The organism is Leclercia adecarboxylata, assembly GCF_006874705.1.
In the GTDB taxonomy this organism is placed as follows: Bacteria; Pseudomonadota; Gammaproteobacteria; order Enterobacterales; family Enterobacteriaceae; genus Enterobacter; species Enterobacter adecarboxylatus_C.
Genome location: NZ_CP035382.1, coordinates 715,680 through 733,845, shown reverse-complemented (window position 1 = coordinate 733,845; position 18,166 = coordinate 715,680). Strand labels below are relative to the sequence as shown.

The 18,166-nt window shown below is 57.7% G+C and carries 9 protein-coding genes; 4 read left to right on the top strand and 5 right to left on the bottom strand.

The window, feature by feature from the left end; genetic code table 11:
* Window positions 1-775: 775 nt before the first annotated feature.
* Both ES815_RS04435 and ES815_RS04430 read right to left on the bottom strand, forming a co-directional pair.
* Window positions 776-3,571, bottom strand: a complete 2,796-nt coding sequence (locus ES815_RS04435; RefSeq protein WP_142486789.1) for an Ig-like domain-containing protein — start codon at window positions 3,569-3,571, stop codon at window positions 776-778.
* 613 nt (window positions 3,572-4,184) lie between these two features.
* Entirely contained in the window at window positions 4,185-4,745 is a 561-nt protein-coding gene (locus ES815_RS04430) for a YceI family protein (protein WP_142486788.1), read from the bottom strand.
* 146 nt (window positions 4,746-4,891) lie between these two features.
* Here ES815_RS04430 and ES815_RS04425 point away from each other — a divergent pair, with 146 nt between their 5' ends.
* Window positions 4,892-5,302: an ASCH domain-containing protein gene (locus ES815_RS04425; protein ID WP_142486787.1), complete on the top strand. Its 411-nt coding sequence runs from the start codon at window positions 4,892-4,894 to the stop codon at window positions 5,300-5,302.
* Window positions 5,303-5,422: 120 nt separating this feature from the next.
* Here ES815_RS04425 and ES815_RS04420 read toward each other — a convergent pair whose 3' ends face one another.
* The 3 genes from ES815_RS04420 to ES815_RS04410 are packed head-to-tail and all read right to left on the bottom strand — an operon-like array spanning window position 5,423 to window position 13,996.
* Complete coding sequence (locus ES815_RS04420) at window positions 5,423-6,757, bottom strand: HlyD family type I secretion periplasmic adaptor subunit (RefSeq protein WP_142486786.1); 1,335 nt, start codon at window positions 6,755-6,757, stop codon at window positions 5,423-5,425.
* On the bottom strand, window positions 6,754-8,520 hold the full coding sequence (locus ES815_RS04415; RefSeq protein WP_142486785.1) for a type I secretion system permease/ATPase: 1,767 nt from the start codon (window positions 8,518-8,520) through the stop codon (window positions 6,754-6,756). Before ES815_RS04415 ends, ES815_RS04420 begins: the two co-directional genes overlap by 4 nt.
* Window positions 8,521-8,575: 55 nt before the next feature.
* Window positions 8,576-13,996, bottom strand: coding sequence for a peroxidase family protein (locus ES815_RS04410; RefSeq protein ID WP_142486784.1), 5,421 nt, complete (start codon window positions 13,994-13,996; stop codon window positions 8,576-8,578).
* A gap of 765 nt (window positions 13,997-14,761) precedes the next feature.
* On the opposite strand from ES815_RS04410, the gene nanR reads away from it, so the two are divergent.
* The 3 genes from nanR (at window position 14,762) to ES815_RS04395 (ending at window position 18,153) form a co-directional block, all read left to right on the top strand.
* Window positions 14,762-15,547 carry a transcriptional regulator NanR gene (nanR, locus tag ES815_RS04405; protein ID WP_142486783.1) on the top strand — a complete coding sequence of 262 codons (786 nt, stop codon included), beginning with the start codon at window positions 14,762-14,764 and terminating at the stop codon, window positions 15,545-15,547.
* A gap of 127 nt (window positions 15,548-15,674) precedes the next feature.
* Window positions 15,675-16,574 (top strand): N-acetylneuraminate lyase, encoded by a 900-nt coding sequence (gene nanA, locus ES815_RS04400; RefSeq protein ID WP_142486782.1) that lies wholly within the window; start codon window positions 15,675-15,677, stop codon window positions 16,572-16,574.
* An 88-nt stretch (window positions 16,575-16,662) separates the two neighbouring features.
* Window positions 16,663-18,153, top strand: coding sequence for an MFS transporter (locus tag ES815_RS04395; protein WP_142486781.1), 1,491 nt, complete (start codon window positions 16,663-16,665; stop codon window positions 18,151-18,153).
* Window positions 18,154-18,166: the final 13 nt, after the last annotated feature.

The following is an 18,166-nucleotide window of genomic DNA, read 5'->3' as shown; positions in this document are numbered from 1 at the left end:
GCCATTTCTATTGAGCGGATTGAGCGCCACCCGTAGGGAAACTGTTTATTTACAACAATGACCCAGGGTAATTATTTAAAAGTTATTAATAGCTGCCGATAAAACGATGGTGGCAGCGACATTTTGCCCTTGGTATTCAGGGGGGGAAGGCGATAGGGAATATATTTCTCGGCGGTAAATCCTTGTCTTTAATATTGGTAACAATTTCGGATTGACTAAATTTGATATAGCCAGAAAGTACTAAAAGTGCAAATTAAGCACCGGTTAATAAAGGGTTAGCGTTGTTGAAGAGGTTATTTCTGCGCGGGTGTTGTTCGTTGGTCCAGGCGGGGTGCGGGCTGGAAGGGGTGGCTAAGCGCGGGGCACAGGCGTTTATTTTAGCGTTAATTTAATGGGTTAGGAATAATCTGGATGTGCAAAACGGGCGGATTTATATTTTAGCGGCGCTGTGTAAATAATTAAGTCACAGTAAAAGAGATATTGAATATGATATATTCCTTGCTGCTTTTTAATATTAATATACTGGTTTGCATTATTAAAATGATCTGCTATTTAGAGCATCGTTTAAGTTAAGGCAATAATGGTATTTGGTAGAAAAAATATTATGGCGGGAAGGTCACAATATTAATGGCATTAAGTTTGGGGTTATTTCAGGTATTTTGACGTTGTAGGCCGGGTAAGGCGTAGCCGCCACCCGGCGATGTTGCAGGCGTGCGGTCTGATTGCCCGGCGGCGCTACGCTTGCCGGGCCTACAAGGTCAAAGGCCGTGCCTGGCTAACCGGTAATGATGTGGTTCTGGTTTACCAGCTCCTCCCAAGTGGTCTGAACGTCATCCAGCGTCACCAGGGTCGCTGGCGTATAACCGGTGCCGACCCCGTCCCGGTCGATGCCGATCACCGTGTTGCCATCACTGTTGCTGACCTGGATATAATCCCCCAGCGTGGCGCGATCGCCGTTCCAGCCCACCAGCAGTTCGCTGATGTCGATTTTATCTCCCGCCGTCAGCGAGAAGTTGCTGACATGGTCTCCGCCGGTTTCACTGAGCACGTTATAGATCAAGGTTTCGCCCGTGGTACTGGCGCTCAGGGTGCTGACTACCGGCTCCTCGCTCTGGGCGAATGCCGCGGTTGCCACCGTTGCGGGCGGCGGGTTCGGGGCAGCCGGGTCGACGTTAATTGACCAGATATCGGACATTTCACCGTGAATGGTACGACGTTCAACGGCGTCTGCGGTCAGGGAGTGAAGCCCGTCCGTCAGACTTGCCGGAACCTGGAACGACCAGTGTCCCGTAGAATCGACCTCCGTCATCCCGATCTGTATCCTCTCGCTGTAGATAAAGATGGTCGTGCCGAGCTCACCGGTGCCGGAGATCAGCGGGGTGCGGTCGTCGGTAAGCGACCCGCTGACGATAGTGCCGAGAGTGGAGGGGACGTCATCCCACACGTCGGTAATGATCGGTTTGGCTGGCGGGATAATATCCCTGGCTTCAATCGAACTGACATCGCTGGTGTTGCCCGCATGATCGGTGGCGGTAAGGCTCATGAGCTCACCGTTCAGCCTGGCGGTGGCCATCGTGAAGGAGAAGCGGCCTGATTCGCCAACCACCACTTGATCGAGTTTGGTGGTGCCTTCCATAAGGACCACGGTGCTGCCCACTTCCGCGGCGCCGGTGAGCGTCACGTCATCGGCCGCGATCGCCAGTTCCGCCGGGGCGTCCGGAGGCGTGGAGTCCGTGGCAGTGGCCTGGCCTGGATCGCTTCGGTTCTGGTCTGCGTCGGTGGCATACACCGTCAGCACTTCACCGTTGAGCTGGTTGGGGGTGATGCTGACGGAAAACTTACCGTCGAGACCCACGGTCCCGGTGCCGAGAGTCGCACCCGTAGCGTCTAAAACGGTGATTTGCGCCCCGGCTTCAGCTGTACCGCTCACGCTGTCGCCCGTTGTGGCCACCACAAGGTCGGCCGGTGCCGCCGGTGCGGTGACGTCCCGGGCAATCACTTCGGCCGCAGGGCCTTCGTTACCCGCTCTGTCGGTGGCCGCCGCGCTCAGCGTCTCACCGTTAAGCTGAGCCGCGTTCAGGGTAACGGAAAACGCCCCACTGGCATCCGCGACTGCCGTGCCTAAGGTGACGCCCAGATCGTTGCTGACCGTGACGGTCGAGTTGGCTTCCGCCGTACCGGTGAGGAGGGTCCCTTCGGTATTGAGCACCAGACCGGTGGGGGCAGGCGGTGGCGTACGGTCGATGGTAAATTCAAACGGCGCGGAGACGGCGCTCAGGTTACCCGCCAGATCGGTCTCCGTCAGGGTGATGCTGTGCAGCCCATCCGTCAGGGCCACTGGCGGGGTGTAGCTCCAGGTGCCTTTGTCGTCGACGACCACTTCCGTCACCAGCAGGCCGTTGTCATAGATCGCGATGGTGCTGCCCGGATCGCCCGAGCCGCCAAGCTCAGGTTGGTTATCATCGGTAAAGCCACCGTTAGTGAGCAGACCCTGAAGGGTGCCCTCGTCGTCCGTCACTTCCAATACCGGCGCATTCGGGGCGAGGGTGTCAATAGTGAGGTTAAACTCCTCCGAGTCCGGGCTGACGTTGCCCGCGGCGTCGGTGGAGGTGGCGGTGAACTGGTGGAAGCCGTCAGCGAGATTGGCGCTGGGGGTGAAGGTCCAGCTGCCGTCGCTGTTCACCACCGTGGTGCCGATGGACTTACCGTTGTCGTAAAGAGTGACGGTGGTCCCGGCCTCGCCGCTGCCGCTGAAGACCGGGCGGGGATCGTCGGTGGTCTGGTCGCTGTTGAGCGCGCCGGTCAGGCTGCCGGCAGCATCGTCCGCGAGAATAATCATCGGCGTATCCGGCGCGGTGGTATCCGCGGCGGTAATGCTATTCGACGGGCTGACGTTGCCGGAGCTGTCGTTGGCGACAGCCGTCAGGGTCTCGCCGTTGGTATAGGGAATGCCCAGCTCAACGGTAAAGTCGCCATTGCCGTTGGTTTTCGCCTTGCCCACCACGTTACCGCTGGCATCGGTGATGGTAACCGTGCTGTTGGCCTCGGCATTACCGAGCAGCTGAGTACTGTCTGAGGAGAAGCGCAGATTGGTTGGGGCGGCTGGTGGCGTGGTATCGAGCGGTACCGGGCCGGGATCGATACGATCGCTACCCCCGCCACCGCCGCCTCCGCCAGCCGCCAGGGCAATGCCGCCTGCCGCCGCCACGCCACCCAGCACCCACGGCCAGATTGGGGTATCCCCGGAGGAGTTACTGACGTTGCCCGCAATCAGGGCATCGGTTGAGGGGATCGACTGATAACGCTCAACCGCGAGCGGATCGTCAATCCACCACAGCGCGCCGTTTTCATCCAGCACCAGCTGGTGGTTGTTGGCGAAGTAGTTTTTCAGCGTCACGGTTTCGCCGTTGGTCATCCTGACCAGCAGATCGCTGTTGCTGCGGGAATAGCTGGCGATATCACCCCGGCCGGCCTGAAGCTTCACGACGGAATCTTCGCCCAGTATGATCTGGTTTCCTTCGGCTACCGTTTCCTTATGCGTCAGTCTGGAGATGACAGTGAATTTACTCATGTGTATTACTCCCAACAGAGTGAAAGAAATGCTGTGTGTTTAAATTCATTTGTTATCAGCAGATTTCAAGCGCCCCGAAAGAGGCACTATTTGTCAGAAATAGTGACCTGCTGAAATGTTTTTAAAGCGGCTCATGCCAGGCGTGATGTTTGCCATCCCTGTTATTAATATTACGATCGTCTCATTAATGCTTAAAAATGATATAGCCAGAAAGCACTATAAGCGCAAATGACGAAGCGGTGAAATGAATTATAAGCGAGAAATAACGGGCTTGTAGTCTGATTAAAAGTGCCTGGCAGGAGGTGGTTTGAGTCAGGGCCTTATGGTATGCGGGATGGCGACCTGCTGGGCCTGTTTATTATGGCTGGGTAAAGGTTATGGAAATTGAGGTCTGTCACAATTTATCGCGATAAACGTGCTGCCGGGTGATGTTTATTAACTGCGTATTATGAAATATGAATATTTATTATTTTCGGGATTGTATTTTTTGTTGTGGGGTTTATTAGTTCAGATAGTGTGAATGAGAATAATACAAAAGCATGATTTTTTAGCTTTATAAATGGCCGATCCGTAAATAGCGCTACGACACAGGTACTATTTTCTGCAGGACATATTATCCTGTGGGGGAGGGCTTCGCCTGGATCTCAATGGCAATGGCGATCCGATCGTCCACCACCAGCGCAAAGCGATCCATTTTATAGGCCGACCGGGAGATGGCGGTGGTGGCATGCAGGGCGATCGTTTCTCCCGTCAGACGATCGAGCCGGGCATCGAGGATCACCGGACGGCTGAGACCCCGGACGGTGAGCGTACCGAAAGCGCGGTAGCGATCCGGGCCGAGCTTCACCACCCGGGTGCTGGAAAAGGTGATGGTCGGGTAGCGGGCGGCGTCAAAAAACATATCGCTTTTCAGCTGCCAGGTGAGCAGGTTATTGGAGGCCTGTAGCGTCGCCACCGGAACGGTGACGTTGATGCGGTCATCAAATTCATTGTCCGGGTTCAGCGTGACCGTTCCCGTTACCCCCTTCAGATGCGCCCACGACGGTATACCGCCAAAGGCGCGCCACGACAGCTTGATCGCGGTTTTGTTCGTGTCGATGGTATGGGCGACCGGCACGGCAAAAAGCGGCGGGCAAACGAGCGTGACCACCAGCAGGAGAAGAAGGCGCAGCATAAGGTCTCCCTTTCACAGAGCGCAGGTTTATTCGATGTATGGCCCTGCCGTGAGATAAGCGTAGAAAGACGAAAGCGCGTCGGCAAGGAGGCCGATCAAATCGTGCTACAGTGAGCGATTAAAATAGGATCTGAAAGGATTTTGCGATGGATTTTGTTGATAGCTTAAAACTGAAATATCCGGGCGCCCGGGCATGGGCTTTCGGGGACAGTCCTGAGATGGCCAACGAACTTGCGGCTCTGGTCGTCAAAGGGATGAAGACCGCCTCCTGCTGCTCGCTGGCCTCTTTTAATGCCGATGACTCCGCCTCCTTGCCCGGGAGTTACCATATTATTCTTAACGGCCAGGACGCGCCGGTCTGCGTCATCAGAATGGTTTCTCTGCGCCTGATGCGCTTCTCTGAGGTCACGGAAGCCTTTGCCCGCCGGGAAGGGGAAGGGGATTTGAGTCTGGACTACTGGCGCGAGGAGCATAAGGCGTTTTTCACCCGGGAAGGGGTTTATGCGGATGATATGGAGCTGGTGGCTGAGGAGTTTGTGGTGGTTGAAGTGCTGTGAGGGATTGCAACGCCGGGTGGCGGCTACGCCTTACCCGGCCTACGAACAGTAGGCCCGGCAAGCGAAGCGCCGCCGGGCAGAAAGGCCGCACCGCGGTGACAACACCGGCATGTGACCTTATCAAATCTCTTTAAACGCCAGCTCAAGACGGGCCATCAGCGGTTTGAACAGGTAGCTCAGGAAGGTGCGCTCCCCGGTTTTGATGGTTACGCTGGCGGGCATCCCGGCTTTAATCTTGTGATCGCGCAGCAAACGCACCCCCTCGGGGGAGACCTGCACTTCGGCCAGGTAATAGGGCTGCTGGGTCACTTTGTCGGTCAGACGATCTGCCGAGACGGTGAGCACCCGGGCAGGGACCGACGGTAGCAGGGCGTGGTTCAGGGCCGGGAACATCACGTCCACGGTCAGCCCCGGGGCCATTTTATCGATGGCCTGCACCGGAATTTTGGCGTCGATTTGCAGCGGCTGTCCGGCGGCCACGATATCCATCAGGTGTTCCCCGGGCTGGATCACCCCGCCCACGGTGCTGACTTTGACATCCAGCACAATGCCGTCGATGGGCGAGCGGATCACGGTGTTATCCAGCTCGTGGCGGGTCGACTGTAACTCATCCTCCAGCATCGCCACCTCTTTTTGCTTATCCGTCAACTCGGACTCCACCTCCCGCTGGTACTGGTGCTGCACCTGGTACGCTTTGATCCGCAGTTCGTTCTGCTGCGACTTGAGTTTGGCGATGTTGAGAATATCCTCCGAGACGGTGCTGGAGATCTCCGCCGCCTCACGCTCCAGCACCATCAGCTGGGCTTTGGGATAGTAGTTCTTCTCGCTCAGCGCCCGGATGGCCCCCAGCTCTCTGTTGATCAGCGTGAACTGATGCTCGCGGTAGCCTTTAATTTTATTGAGGTTCTCCGTCTGCCCGACCAGCCCGTCGAGGGACTCGTCGATCATCGACAGCTCATCCTGAATATTTTTCCGCCGGGTCTCAAAGAGTTTGGCCTGGAGCTGCTGGCTCTCCGCCAGGCGTTTATTGTTGGCGAAGTTTTTGAGCAGGGTTTCGCTGAAGGTGATGGTCTCTGCGCCGTTTCGCTCTGCCAGCAGCCGGTCTTCGCTGGTTTTGGCGGAGATATACTGGGCACTTAACGCGCTGTAGCGCATATCCAGCTGCAGGGTGTCGAGGTGCATTAACACCTGGTTCTTTTTCACCGCTTCCCCTTCCTTCATAAAGATATCGGTCACCCGGCCGCCGCTTAAGTGCTGGATGGTTTTGCGGTTGCTGGAGACCGTCACCGTGCCGTCGGCCACCACCCCGGCATCCAGCGGCGCTTTCACTGCCCAGAGTAAAAACCCGCCGACGGCAATGAGGATCACCGCCAGGCCGCGAATCAACGGTGGCCAGATATTGATATCGACGAGGTCGGCGTCTGGCATCTCAGGGCCTTTATTCTTGTTGTTCATGATAATGCCTCACGTGGGGATGGTTGGGTTTCAACAGGTGCCGGGCTAACGGCTGCGGGTGCGACGGGGACCGATTTCAGCATGTTGGCCTGGCGCAGGTTGGCAAACACCTGCTCCCGCGGGCCGAAGGCCTGAACGGCACCTTCATTAATCAGCAGCACTTTATTCACTACCCCCAGCAGGGTCGGACGATGGGAGATCAGCACCACCGTCTGCCCCTGAGCGCGCAGGGCATTGATGGCCTTGATCAGGGCCATCTCTCCGGCGTCGTCGAGGTTGGCGTTGGGCTCATCGAGGACGATAAAAGCGGGGTTGTTGTACACCGCCCGCGCCAGGCCGATGCGCTGACGCTGCCCGCCGGAGAGCTGATGGCCGCTTGCGCCAAGCGGGGTGTCGTAGCCCTGCGGCAGCCGCAATATCATCTCGTGAACCCCTGCCAGCTGCGCCGCGGCCACGATAAGCTCGCTGTTGGCCTCGCCAAAGCGGGAGATGTTCTGGGCGATACTGCCGTCAAACAGCTCCACGTCCTGCGGCAGATAGCCCATCGACGGGCCGAGCAGGGTTTTATCCCACTGGCAGATGTCGGCGCCATCCAGCCGCACTTTACCGGCCATGGGCTGCCACACCCCCACCAGCAGCTTCGCCAGAGAGCTCTTGCCGGAGGCGGAAGGGCCGATGATCCCCAGCACTTCGCCCTGTTCGAGCTGGAACGAGACGTTGCGCAGGGTGGCGACTTTCTGTCCCGGAGGGGCGGCAAACACCGCTTCGACGCTGATGACGCCTTTCGGGGTCGGCAGGGTGAGGATCGCTTTCGGTGCCGGGTACTCTTCCAGCAGGCGGGTGAGCTGCTTCCAGCTGCTGCGGAACTGCACGAACTGCTTCCAGCTGCCGATGATCTGCTCCACCGGGCTCAGCACGCGTCCGAGGATGATCGAGGCGGCAATCATCAGCCCGGGGGTGATTTCACCGGCGATCACCAGCAGGGCACCGGCTCCCAGCGACACGGACTGTAGCAGCACGCGGACAAACCGGCTCAGGCTGCTGTAGACCGCCGATTTATCGGCAATGTGGGTCTGGATCACCATCACTTTGGTGTGGCCTTCCAGCCAGTGCTTTTTCAGGGTGGCGAGCATCCCCATCGCTTCGATGGTGTCGGAGTTCTGCAGCTGCTTGTTAAGGATGATGGAATTGCTGACGCTCAGCATCTGCGCCTGTTGAATCGGCGTTTTGGTGGAGAGCTCCGTGAGCAGCGTCAGGCAGAGTAAAATCAGGATCCCGCCGAGGGACAAATAACCCAGCAGGGGATGGACCAGGAACGCCACTAATAAATAGAAGGGCGTCCAGGGAATATCGAGCAGGGCAAACAGACTGTTGCCGGAGAGGATCTGGCGGATCTGCGCCAGCTCGTTCAGCGCCTGCGCCGGGTTATTATCGCCCGTCGCAATTTTGCGCTTAAAGGCGGCATTAAAGACCAGCTGATTTAACTTCACGTCGAGACGGTTGCCCAGCCGGGTCATCACGCTGGAACGGGCGAACTCAATCATTCCGATGACGGTATATAACCCGATAATCAGTAACGTGAGCATCAGCAGGGTGGTGGTGTTCTGGCTGGCCAGAACCCGGTCGTACACCTGTAGCATATAAATAGCCGGCGCCAGCATAAGCATATTTATCACGCTGCCAAAAAACAGCAGGGTAATAAATGCAGGCCTGGTCCCCTTGAGGGCTTTTTTCAGTTCTGTTGACTTATACTGGCGCGGCATAGGGTGCTCCTTATTAAATCAATGAGGTCTGTCTGCTATTTATTGACGTCGTGAGTTAACTGAACTGGAAATCAGTTCCTGTTATTGAGCTCACCGCCGTATTCAGTAAGGTGATTCGTTCACCACTCGCGAAGCTCAGAACCGTCGACGTCCCATTGGCCGTTACCGAGATGCTGTTAAGGTAATTGCCCGCAGTAAGACCCCTGCCTGCCAGGTTAATGACGTCCTGGCCCCCGGCCGCGTTACTGTCGAAATCGGTAATGATGTCCTGCCCGAAAGAGGCGCCGAAGATAAAGACATCGTTGCCGCCTGCGCCGGTGAGGGTGTCATTTCCGCCCGCGCCGTTCAGCCGATCCACGCCCGTACCGCCGGTGATAGTGTTCGCCAGGGCGTTACCGGTCCCGGTGAAGCCACCGTTGCCGGTAAAGGTCAACACTTCGACATCCTGGCTCAGGGTAAAGGTGTTGAGACTGACCCGGACGGTATCGGTCCCGCCGTTGACCCCTTCCACCACCGTATCGCCCGCGTTATCCACGGTATAGAGATCGTTTCCGAGTCCGCCGGTCATGGCGTCGGCGCCCTGGCCGCCGTCAAGTCTGTCGTTACCGTTCCCACCGATCAGGGTGTCGTTCCCGGCCAGACCGAACAGGGTATCGTCGCCATCCATCCCGTTCAGGGTATCGTTCCCTCTGCCGCCGGTCATGGTGTTGGCCAGCGCGTTGCCGGTACCGTTGAAGTTGCCTGTTCCGGTATAGGTCAGGTTTTCAAGGTTATCGGCCATCACGTAGCTGGCGGCGGTGACCTCGACCAGATCGGTCCCGGCGTTGGCCCCCTCCGTGATAACGTCGCCTGCGTTATCCACGTGATAGGTGTCGTTGCCGACGCCGCCCGCCATCTGGTCAGCACCCTCGCCGCCGTCCAGATCGTCATTGCCCGTCCCGCCGATCAGCACGTCGTCCCCCGCCAGGCCGAGCAGGGTATCGTTACCCGCGCCGCCGTCGATGTAGTCACTGCCGGATGTGCCGAACAGGGTGTTGGCCCCGTTGTTACCGGTCAGCAGATTACCGACCAGCTGGGTCGGGGCTGAGGTCAGGGTCACCGACGGGTTGCCTTCATCGTCGGTCACGGTGACGATCACCCGCAGCTGCCGCTCTACCGTCGCCAGGGTCGGAATAAAGGTGGCCGCCGTGGCCCCGGCAATGTTGACGAAGCCCAGACCGGCACTCATCTGCCACTGGTAGCGGAAGTTGTTGCCGTTGGTCAGGCCATCGCCATCGGTAATGCCCGAGACGTCAGCCGTCAGGGCCAGGGTGCGGGTCGGCGTCAGGTCGCTGACCACCGGCACGCCGCGAGTCGGTTGATCCCGTGGTCCTACCGTGCCAGTGATCGCCGACACCAGGGATTCGGCATCGCCCATCCGGTCGGTGAAGCTGGCGGTCACCCGCAGCTGCGACCCAAAGAGGTTATTGCCCACCCGGAACTCGGTGCCGGTGGCCTGGTCGAGCCACTGGCCGCCAATCAGCGCCTGCCAGGTGTAGGTGATCGGCAGGTTGTCCGCCAGGCCGTTGCCATCCGCCAGGTTAGCGGTGCTGACCCGCAGCAGATCGCCCACCCCAGGCGCCTTATTGCTGATATTGACGTCGCCGGTAGCCTTTTGCGATGTCACCCACAGCTGGGTGTTGTCGCCAAACTCCAGTTTTTCGATATTCAGCAGGCGGTCGGTGCCGTCACCTAAAGGCAGGTTGGCGGAGACGGTGGCGTGGTTGACCGTCAGGCTGCCGTCGGCGTTGCGGGTAAAGTTGTAGTTACCGTTAACGTCGCGGTAGAGCGCAACGTCGGTTTCGCCATTGTTACCGTCATTGAGGATCTCACGCACGATGTGCAGCTGCCCCGGGTTGATCACGCGGTTCAGCATGTCGGCATTGAGTTCTTTCATGCTGTCGACGCTCTTGATGACCCCGCCCTGTGCGTCACGCACTTCGATCCGCACGTTCAGCCAGGCGTCGCCATCAATGATGTCATTCCCCGCTTTACCCATGATGCGGTCGCTGCCGCCGCCGCCGAGAATAATGTCCGCGCCGTTGTCCGGGTTCAGCACCACGCCATCCACGGCGCCGTTGATCAGGTTGCTGCCGACCACCTTATCGAGGCCATTGATCCGCGCCACCCCTTCCAGGGTGAGGTTGTTGGAGAGCGGCGTTCCCTGAACCGGGGCGGTACCAAGCGGCTGATCGGTCCCGGTGAGCACGTCGTCAAATTTCCAGCCCGACAGCCCCTCCACCAGGTCGAAGCGATCCCGCAGGATAAACTCCTGCTGGTTAACGAAGATCGGAATGCCGAGGTCAGAGTTGGCGCCGACAACGTCGCCCTTATGGATTGCCCAGTCGAAGCCCGCCATCCCGTTGTTACGCTGGATGCCCGCCCCCTGGACCATGATGTCATCGCCCGCTTCGCCGTCGTAGTCAGTGTCGTTCCCCTGACCGTTCAGCACGTCGTGACCGACAATGGTACTGTTGAAGAACAGCTCGGAGTTTTCACCCGTCAGGGAGTCAAAGCCGTCGCCGCCTTCAAGCCAGTCATCACCTTCGTTCCCCAGCAGCGCGTCGGCACCGGAGCCACCCATGATGAAGTCATTGCCCAGACCGCCAAACACCTCCTGCGCATCCTCGCCCACCACAATAAAGTCCTGGCCGCTGCCGCCGAAGCTCAGGTCGTTACCGTTGCCGGAGAAGATGACGTCGTTTCCGGCATCGCCGTGCAGGAAGTCCGCTCCGCCAACCGGCGTACCGGTGTCGGTGATGATGTCGTCCCCGTCGCCGCCGTGCACGGTATCGGCTTCATCGCCGCCGTCGAGACGGTCGTTGCCGCCGTCGCCCCACAGGCTGTCGATCCCTTTACCGCCGATTAAGGTGTCGTTACCGGCAGAGCCCCCCAGTACTACGTGCCCGTCGCCGATGTATTTCAGGTAAGCGCCATCCGCCTTGCCATCGCCGTCAACGTCCGCCCCGGCCGCTTTGCGTACCACCAGCGGGGTGAGCAGGTCTTTCAGCGCATTACCCCATTTAGGATCGGCGCCAATCTGTACCCCGGTGTTCACTTCCAGAATATGATCCGGGGTCATGAACAGTTTCGCATGCACGTGAGAGGAGCCTTCATTGCCGAGGTCGCTGTTACGCATCACCAGGGCGGCAAAGGAGTTGGCCTCCAGCTGGGTCAGCATGTTAAGGCCCTGGGTACGGCTCAGGTAGTAGAAACGGTCCCCGTCCTGCAGCATCTCCATCTGCGTCTCAAAGACGAAGTTGAAGGTGGATCCGAGCATGCCGCCGAACTCATTTTTCCGCTCTGCCAGGCCGCCAATCCAGAAGTCGACCATGTTCAGGCCCGTTTCTTTGTTAGCCCATGCGCCCGTGCTGTTGAAGAAGTCAAACGCATCGGCGCGCCGTGGATCGTTGGCATCACCAAACAGCAGGAAATCTACCGCTGCGCGTTTACCTTCGATGGTCTGTGCATCCAGGATCAACTGATGCTGTCCGTAGGCGGCCATAAAGTTGAGGATCGAGGCGGTATTTTTCAGGTAAACAGCAAAGTCAGCCCAGCTCTCGTAGGGTTTCAATTCGCTGTTGCCCGTCAGTTCGAAGAACTGCGCACGGGCCTGATTGAGGGTGGGCATAAAGGTGTCGCGGCCGCGGGCGATGTTAAGTGCGCCGAGATCCAGCGGCAGACCGACCAGGTTATTGCGCAGGGCACCGGTCAGGAACTCATCGATTTCGTTGCCCACCTGACGGGTCATCCCGCGCACAATCGCGCCGATAGCGGCATGACTTTCCATCGAGCCGTCGTTATCGAAGGCCAGTGGGTTAAGGAAGGCCTGAATAAGCCCCAGGTCGTCACTTGCCATATCCATGCCGATACGATCGACGCTCTCGGTGAGCATCGAGTGGCCGAAGCGGTAGACCACGTGGGCGAACTCGGCGAAGATCGCCGGGTTGATGTCGGCGGTGTTCGAGAAGACAAAGGGGTCGACCGCCGGCTGGACGGCGCGGGCAAACTCTTCAAATACCAGGTGCTGGTATTCCATCTCGGTCGTGAAGCGACCGGCCTGGAACAGGTATTCGCCGTTCCACACCAGGGTGCTGGTATCCGCCGGGATCTCGGTGATCTGGTGGTTCGGCATCAGCCACTGGTTGATCACGCTGATATCGCCGGAGCCCAGAATGGTGGCTTTGTACTGCTCCACCAGACGGTTATGTTCGTCGTGGAACACCGAGTGCACCGCGGTTAAGCCGATGTTCTCGTTGCCGCGACCGTCACCGGTAATGAAGTGGCGATCGAGCAGTTCGTTGTCGTAGGTGCCGGCTTCTGGCGCGCCGCCAATCACATCGTTGGCATCGGCCAGCAGGACGCCGTTGGCGTCAACTTTCGGCACGGCGGTGTGGGCGATGTCATCGAGGAAGGCATGGCCGGTACGCAGGGTGTCAGAAGGCAGCAAGCCGCCGTTGGCCTCAACCAGCCCGTGGAGGGTGACAATCTGCACCTTGCCGTTGGCGCTTAACATCAGGTTGCCGTAGCGGTCGGTCGCCAGCAGCGGCACGTTGAAAATATCCGCATCGGTCAGCTGAATGCCGAGGAACTGCAGGGCATGAGCTTTGACCTCCCCCCAGGTGGCGATCCCGTGCGCGCCATCCAGCAGATTACCGGTGGGCTCAGGCTTGCCATCAATGATGGTGAATTCGCGCAGGAAGATCTGGTGCGACGGATGGGAGGTGTAGGTCTGGTTCTGATCGATCCACGGGGTGGTGGTGTTCACCGTATTATGGGTGGCATCCACTTTAGCCCGGGTGAGGATCATGAAGTTCGTCGGGGAGCCCTCTTTGTACAGCGGATCGTCAGGCATCAGCGGAATAAACACGATCCCGTTGCCCTCTTTGGGGATCAGATCCAGACCGTGGTCAAAGAACTGGCCGAAGAAGGTCATCCAGCCGTTGAAGGCGGGCGATAACCCGACATCCGGGGAGAGGTTAGGGATGGACAGACTGCCGTTCTCGCTGGTGCCGCCCCCGGGGGCGTCTTTGAGTCCTTCCGCCGCATCCACTGCCGCCGGGTTATTGGCGGTCTGGTCGGAAATAATATTACTGATGGTGCGCGGGTCGGAATCGGTCACCACGCCGTTAGGGCCGGAGGTACTCAGATATTTAGCCAGCTCTGGATTGTTCTGAATGGCTTCCAGATCCAGCGGCACCAGCCTTGGCATGGTCTGGTCGGCAGAGCCGTACATCTCCTGACCCGGTAACAGGTTGTTCCAGGAGCCGTCCACGGTACGTATGCCGTACGGGAGCAGCGGGTCACCTACCGCGTCACGCAGCGCGTCGCCGTTGACGGTGCCATCGGCATTCGTGGCGGATTCGGAGATCTTGATCTGCTTGAGAATAAATTCGAGGTCATGCAGCGTGACAGTAAAATCATATTGTTCGGCCATAATTAATTACCTCAATCTTGAATCGATATCATCATTGCTTTTCGCTGTTTAAAAATTATGCGAAAAGAACGTGCCGGGTCGTGCGGGATTAATCCAGGGTCGGTGATTGCATTAATGCGCTCCGTGTTAAGTCGTTAATGACAGTGCCCTTTCTCCGTTATTACCGGGGTTGCAGGGGTAAATTTTGGGTAAGTTTATTTATCCCTCCTGTGGAGAGATAAATAAAATCACTGACGGACTCGACGCTTCGAATGTGCAAACACATTCAAAAGGTTAGGGCCACAGACATGACAAGGTTTTAGCGGGGCTTAACGAATGTTTAAAAGTGTTATCACATGTTACTGTCTCGCTATTGAGATAACTATGAAGGGTCTTTATCTTCCCACAATAATACTTTTTTATGAGCACTCAGAGGCGCGGTTATTATTTTTTCTACGCCATTTTTGCAGAGTTGTACAAATTGAATGACGCTGTCTATATTTTCGAAATTATTTTCCCGGCTATTTCTGTGAAATGTTAAAGTTATTTAGCAGGCGAATTTATTTTTTTAAATTCCTGGGGCGGTAACAACAATATTACCCTGCGAAGGAATATTTGAACGGTTGGTCAAATTTAATAATAGCCAGTGAATATCAGTGAATATTTAATCGTTTCTGTAATTGATAATTATTCAGGGTGTATTGCTTCCGTTCGCATATCACCTGGCAGGAAGGCCTGTGTTATGATAAAGAACTCTTTAACTCAACTTCTTACGATGTAACGTCTATGACTTTGTCCCGCGAAAAACAGGCAGAAACCTCCCAGGAAACCATTGGGCGTGCATTACGCCGTCGTCCACTGGCGCGCAAGAAATTGTCCGAGATGGTGGAAGAAGAGCTGGAGCAGATGATCCGTCGCCGGGAGTTCGCCGAAGGGGAGCAGCTTCCTTCCGAGCGCGAGCTGATGGCCTTTTTTAACGTGGGTCGGCCCTCGGTCCGCGAAGCGCTGGCAGCGTTAAAACGCAAAGGGCTGGTGCAGATCCAGAACGGCGAGCGCGCCCGCATTTCGCGGCCGTCTGCGGATACCATCATCAGCGAGCTTTCCGGCATGGCGAAGGATTTTCTGGCCCATCCGGGCGGAATTGCCCACTTCGAGCAGCTGCGCCTGTTCTTTGAATCCAGCCTGGTGCGCCATGCCGCCCAGCATGCCAGCGAGGCGCAGATCGCCCTGCTGGAAAAAGCGCTGGAGCTGAACAGCCAGTCGCTGGATGACAACGCGCTCTTTATCCGCTCTGACGTCGAGTTTCACCGCGTGCTGGCGGAGATCCCCAATAACCCTATCTTTATGGCCATCCACGTGGCCCTGATCGACTGGCTGATCGCCGCCCGTCCTGCGGTGCCTGAGCAGGCGCTGCGCGAGCATAATAACACCAGCTATCAGCAACATATCGCCATTTTTAAGGCGATCCGCAGCCAGGATCCCGATGCGGCTGAACAGGCCCTGCAGGCGCACCTCACCAGCGTTTTCGCCACCTGGCACGCCTTCGATCAGACCAAGAAGCGTCGCAAGTAGTCCCCACGATCGTTTAGTGAACTGGATCGCGTTCTGCGCATTTCGATGATCTTTGTTTCGGTCTTACTGGTATAACAGGTATAAAGGTCTACAGTCATAACATCATCACCACACACTCGAGGTTTGTATGTCAGTTACGCTGAAAGGGGTTATGCCCGCGCTTCTTACACCGTTTAATGACCAGCTGCAGCTGGATACCCAAAGCCTGCGCCAGCTGGTGCGGTTCAATATTGCCCAGGGGATGGACGGTCTCTACGTCGGGGGTTCCACCGGCGAAGCCTTTGTGCAGAGCATCGCGGAACGTCAGGAGGTGCTTGAAATCGTGGCCGAAGAGGCGAAAGGGAAAATTACCCTGATTGCTCACGTCGGCACCGTCAGCACCCATGAAAGCCAGCAGCTCGCCCAGGCCGCCAGCCGTTTTGGCTATGACGCCGTCTCTGCCGTGACGCCGTTCTACTATCCGTTCAGCTTTGAAGAGCACTGCGCTCACTACCGCGGGATCGTTGATTCTGCGGAAGGGCTGCCGATGGTGGTGTACAACATTCCGGCCCTCAGCGGGGTGAAGCTCTCTCTGGATCAGATCAACACCCTGGTCACTCTGCCGGGCGTGGGCGCCCTGAAGCAGACCTCCGGCGATCTCTTCCAGATGGAGCAGATCCGCCGGGCACACCCGGATCTGGTGCTCTACAACGGTTACGATGAGATCTTCGCATCCGGCCTGCTGGCGGGGGCAGACGGCGGGATCGGCAGCACCTATAACGTCATGGGCTGGCGTTATCAGGGGATCGTGAAAGCCCTGAAAGAGGGGGATATCGCCACCGCCCAGGCGCTGCAGACAAAATGTAATGAGGTTATCGACCTGCTGATCAAGGTCGGCGTGTTCCGCGGCCTGAAAACCGTTCTGCACTACATGGGCGTGATTGAGGTTCCGCTGTGCCGCAAGCCGTTTGCGCCGGTTGATGAAAAATATCTGCCCGCGCTGCGGACATTAGCGCAACAACTTCAACAAGAAAAAGAACAAGGTTAAGACAACGTCTGATGCCGGGCCTGTCCGGCATCACTGAAGCTGTACCCTACAAAAACAGCGTATGGGTTTACCCATTGCGGAGACTGACATGAATACAATGACACAAAATGTCCCGTGGTATCGTTGCCTCAACCGTCAACAGTGGCGTGCCTTTTCTGCCGCCTGGGTTGGCTATGTTCTGGATGGTTTTGATTTTGTTCTGATCGCCCTCGTCCTCACCGATATAAAAACCGAATTCGGCCTGACCACCCTGCACGCCGCGAGCCTGATCTCCGCCGCCTTTATCTCCCGCTGGTTCGGCGGTCTGGTGCTGGGCGCGATGGGGGATCGCTACGGTCGCCGCCTGGCGATGGTGAGCAGTATCGTCCTCTTCTCCGTGGGCACTCTGGCGTGCGGCCTGGCCCAGGGGTACACCACCATGTTCATTGCCCGTCTGGTGATCGGCATGGGGATGGCGGGGGAGTACGGCTCCAGCGCGACCTACGTGATCGAAAGCTGGCCAAAGCACCTGCGCAATAAAGCCAGCGGTTTTTTGATTTCTGGCTTCTCCGTCGGGGCGGTAGTGGCGGCCCAGGTTTACAGCCTCGTGGTGCCGGAGTGGGGCTGGCGGGCGCTGTTCTTCATCGGCATTCTGCCGATTATCTTTGCCCTGTGGCTGCGTAAAAACATCCCGGAAGCGGAAGACTGGAAGGAGAAACAGCAGAGCAAAACCCCGGTCAAAACCATGGTGGATATTCTTTATCGCGGCGAACATCGGGTCATTAATATCGCCATGACGCTGGTGGCGGCTGTCTCGCTGTGGTTCTGCTTCGCCGGCCAACTGGACAGCGCCGCCATTGTCGCCGTGCTCGGCCTGCTGTGCGCGGGGATCTTTATCAGCTTTATGGTGCAGAGCAACGGCAAACGCTGGCCGACCGGCGTCACCCTGATGGTGGTGGTGCTGTTTGCTTTCTTATACTCCTGGCCTATCCAGGCGCTGTTACCCACGTATCTGAAAACCGATCTGGCTTACGATCCCGCCACCGTCGCCCAGGTGCTGTTCTTCAGCGGCTTTGGATCTGCGGCAGGCTGCTGTGCCGGCGGCTTCCTCGGGGACTGGTTAGGCACGCGGAAAGCCTATGTCTGGAGCCTGCTGGCCTCGCAGCTGCTGATCATTCCGGTATTCACCATCGGCGGCAGCAGCGTCTGGGTGCTGGGCCTGCTGCTCTTCTTCCAGCAGATGTTCGGTCAGGGGATCTCCGGGATCCTGCCTAAACTGATCGGAGGCTATTTTGATACCGAGCAGCGCGCGGCCGGGCTCGGCTTTACCTACAACGTGGGCGCATTAGGTGGCGCGTTAGCCCCGGTGCTGGGGGCGTTTATTGCCCAGCGTCTGGATCTGGGCACCGCGCTCTGTTCGCTCTCGTTTGGCCTGACCTTTGTCGTCATCCTGCTGATTGGCTTTGATATGCCGTCCCGCGTGCAGCGCTGGCTCCATCCGGAGGCCCTGCGTACCCATGATGCTATCGACGGTAAACCTTTTAGCGGCGCTCTGATTGCTGGCGAAAGGGCCAGCCAGTTTGTCAAAAACAAAGGCTGAAGCTGAATTTCTT

What these genes read in the sequence shown, in the direction of transcription:
- ES815_RS04435 (WP_142486789.1), bottom strand. Translation starts at nt 3,571, where the DNA reads ATGAGTAAATTCACTGTCATCTCCAGACTGACGCATAAGGAAACGGTA.
- ES815_RS04430 (WP_142486788.1), bottom strand. Translation starts at nt 4,745, where the DNA reads ATGCTGCGCCTTCTTCTCCTGCTGGTGGTCACGCTCGTTTGCCCGCCG.
- ES815_RS04425 (WP_142486787.1), top strand. Translation starts at nt 4,892, where the DNA reads ATGGATTTTGTTGATAGCTTAAAACTGAAATATCCGGGCGCCCGGGCA.
- ES815_RS04420 (WP_142486786.1), bottom strand. Translation starts at nt 6,757, where the DNA reads ATGAACAACAAGAATAAAGGCCCTGAGATGCCAGACGCCGACCTCGTC.
- ES815_RS04415 (WP_142486785.1), bottom strand. Translation starts at nt 8,520, where the DNA reads ATGCCGCGCCAGTATAAGTCAACAGAACTGAAAAAAGCCCTCAAGGGG.
- ES815_RS04410 (WP_142486784.1), bottom strand. Translation starts at nt 13,996, where the DNA reads ATGGCCGAACAATATGATTTTACTGTCACGCTGCATGACCTCGAATTT.
- nanR (WP_142486783.1), top strand. Translation starts at nt 14,762, where the DNA reads ATGACTTTGTCCCGCGAAAAACAGGCAGAAACCTCCCAGGAAACCATT.
- nanA (WP_142486782.1), top strand. Translation starts at nt 15,675, where the DNA reads ATGTCAGTTACGCTGAAAGGGGTTATGCCCGCGCTTCTTACACCGTTT.
- ES815_RS04395 (WP_142486781.1), top strand. Translation starts at nt 16,663, where the DNA reads ATGAATACAATGACACAAAATGTCCCGTGGTATCGTTGCCTCAACCGT.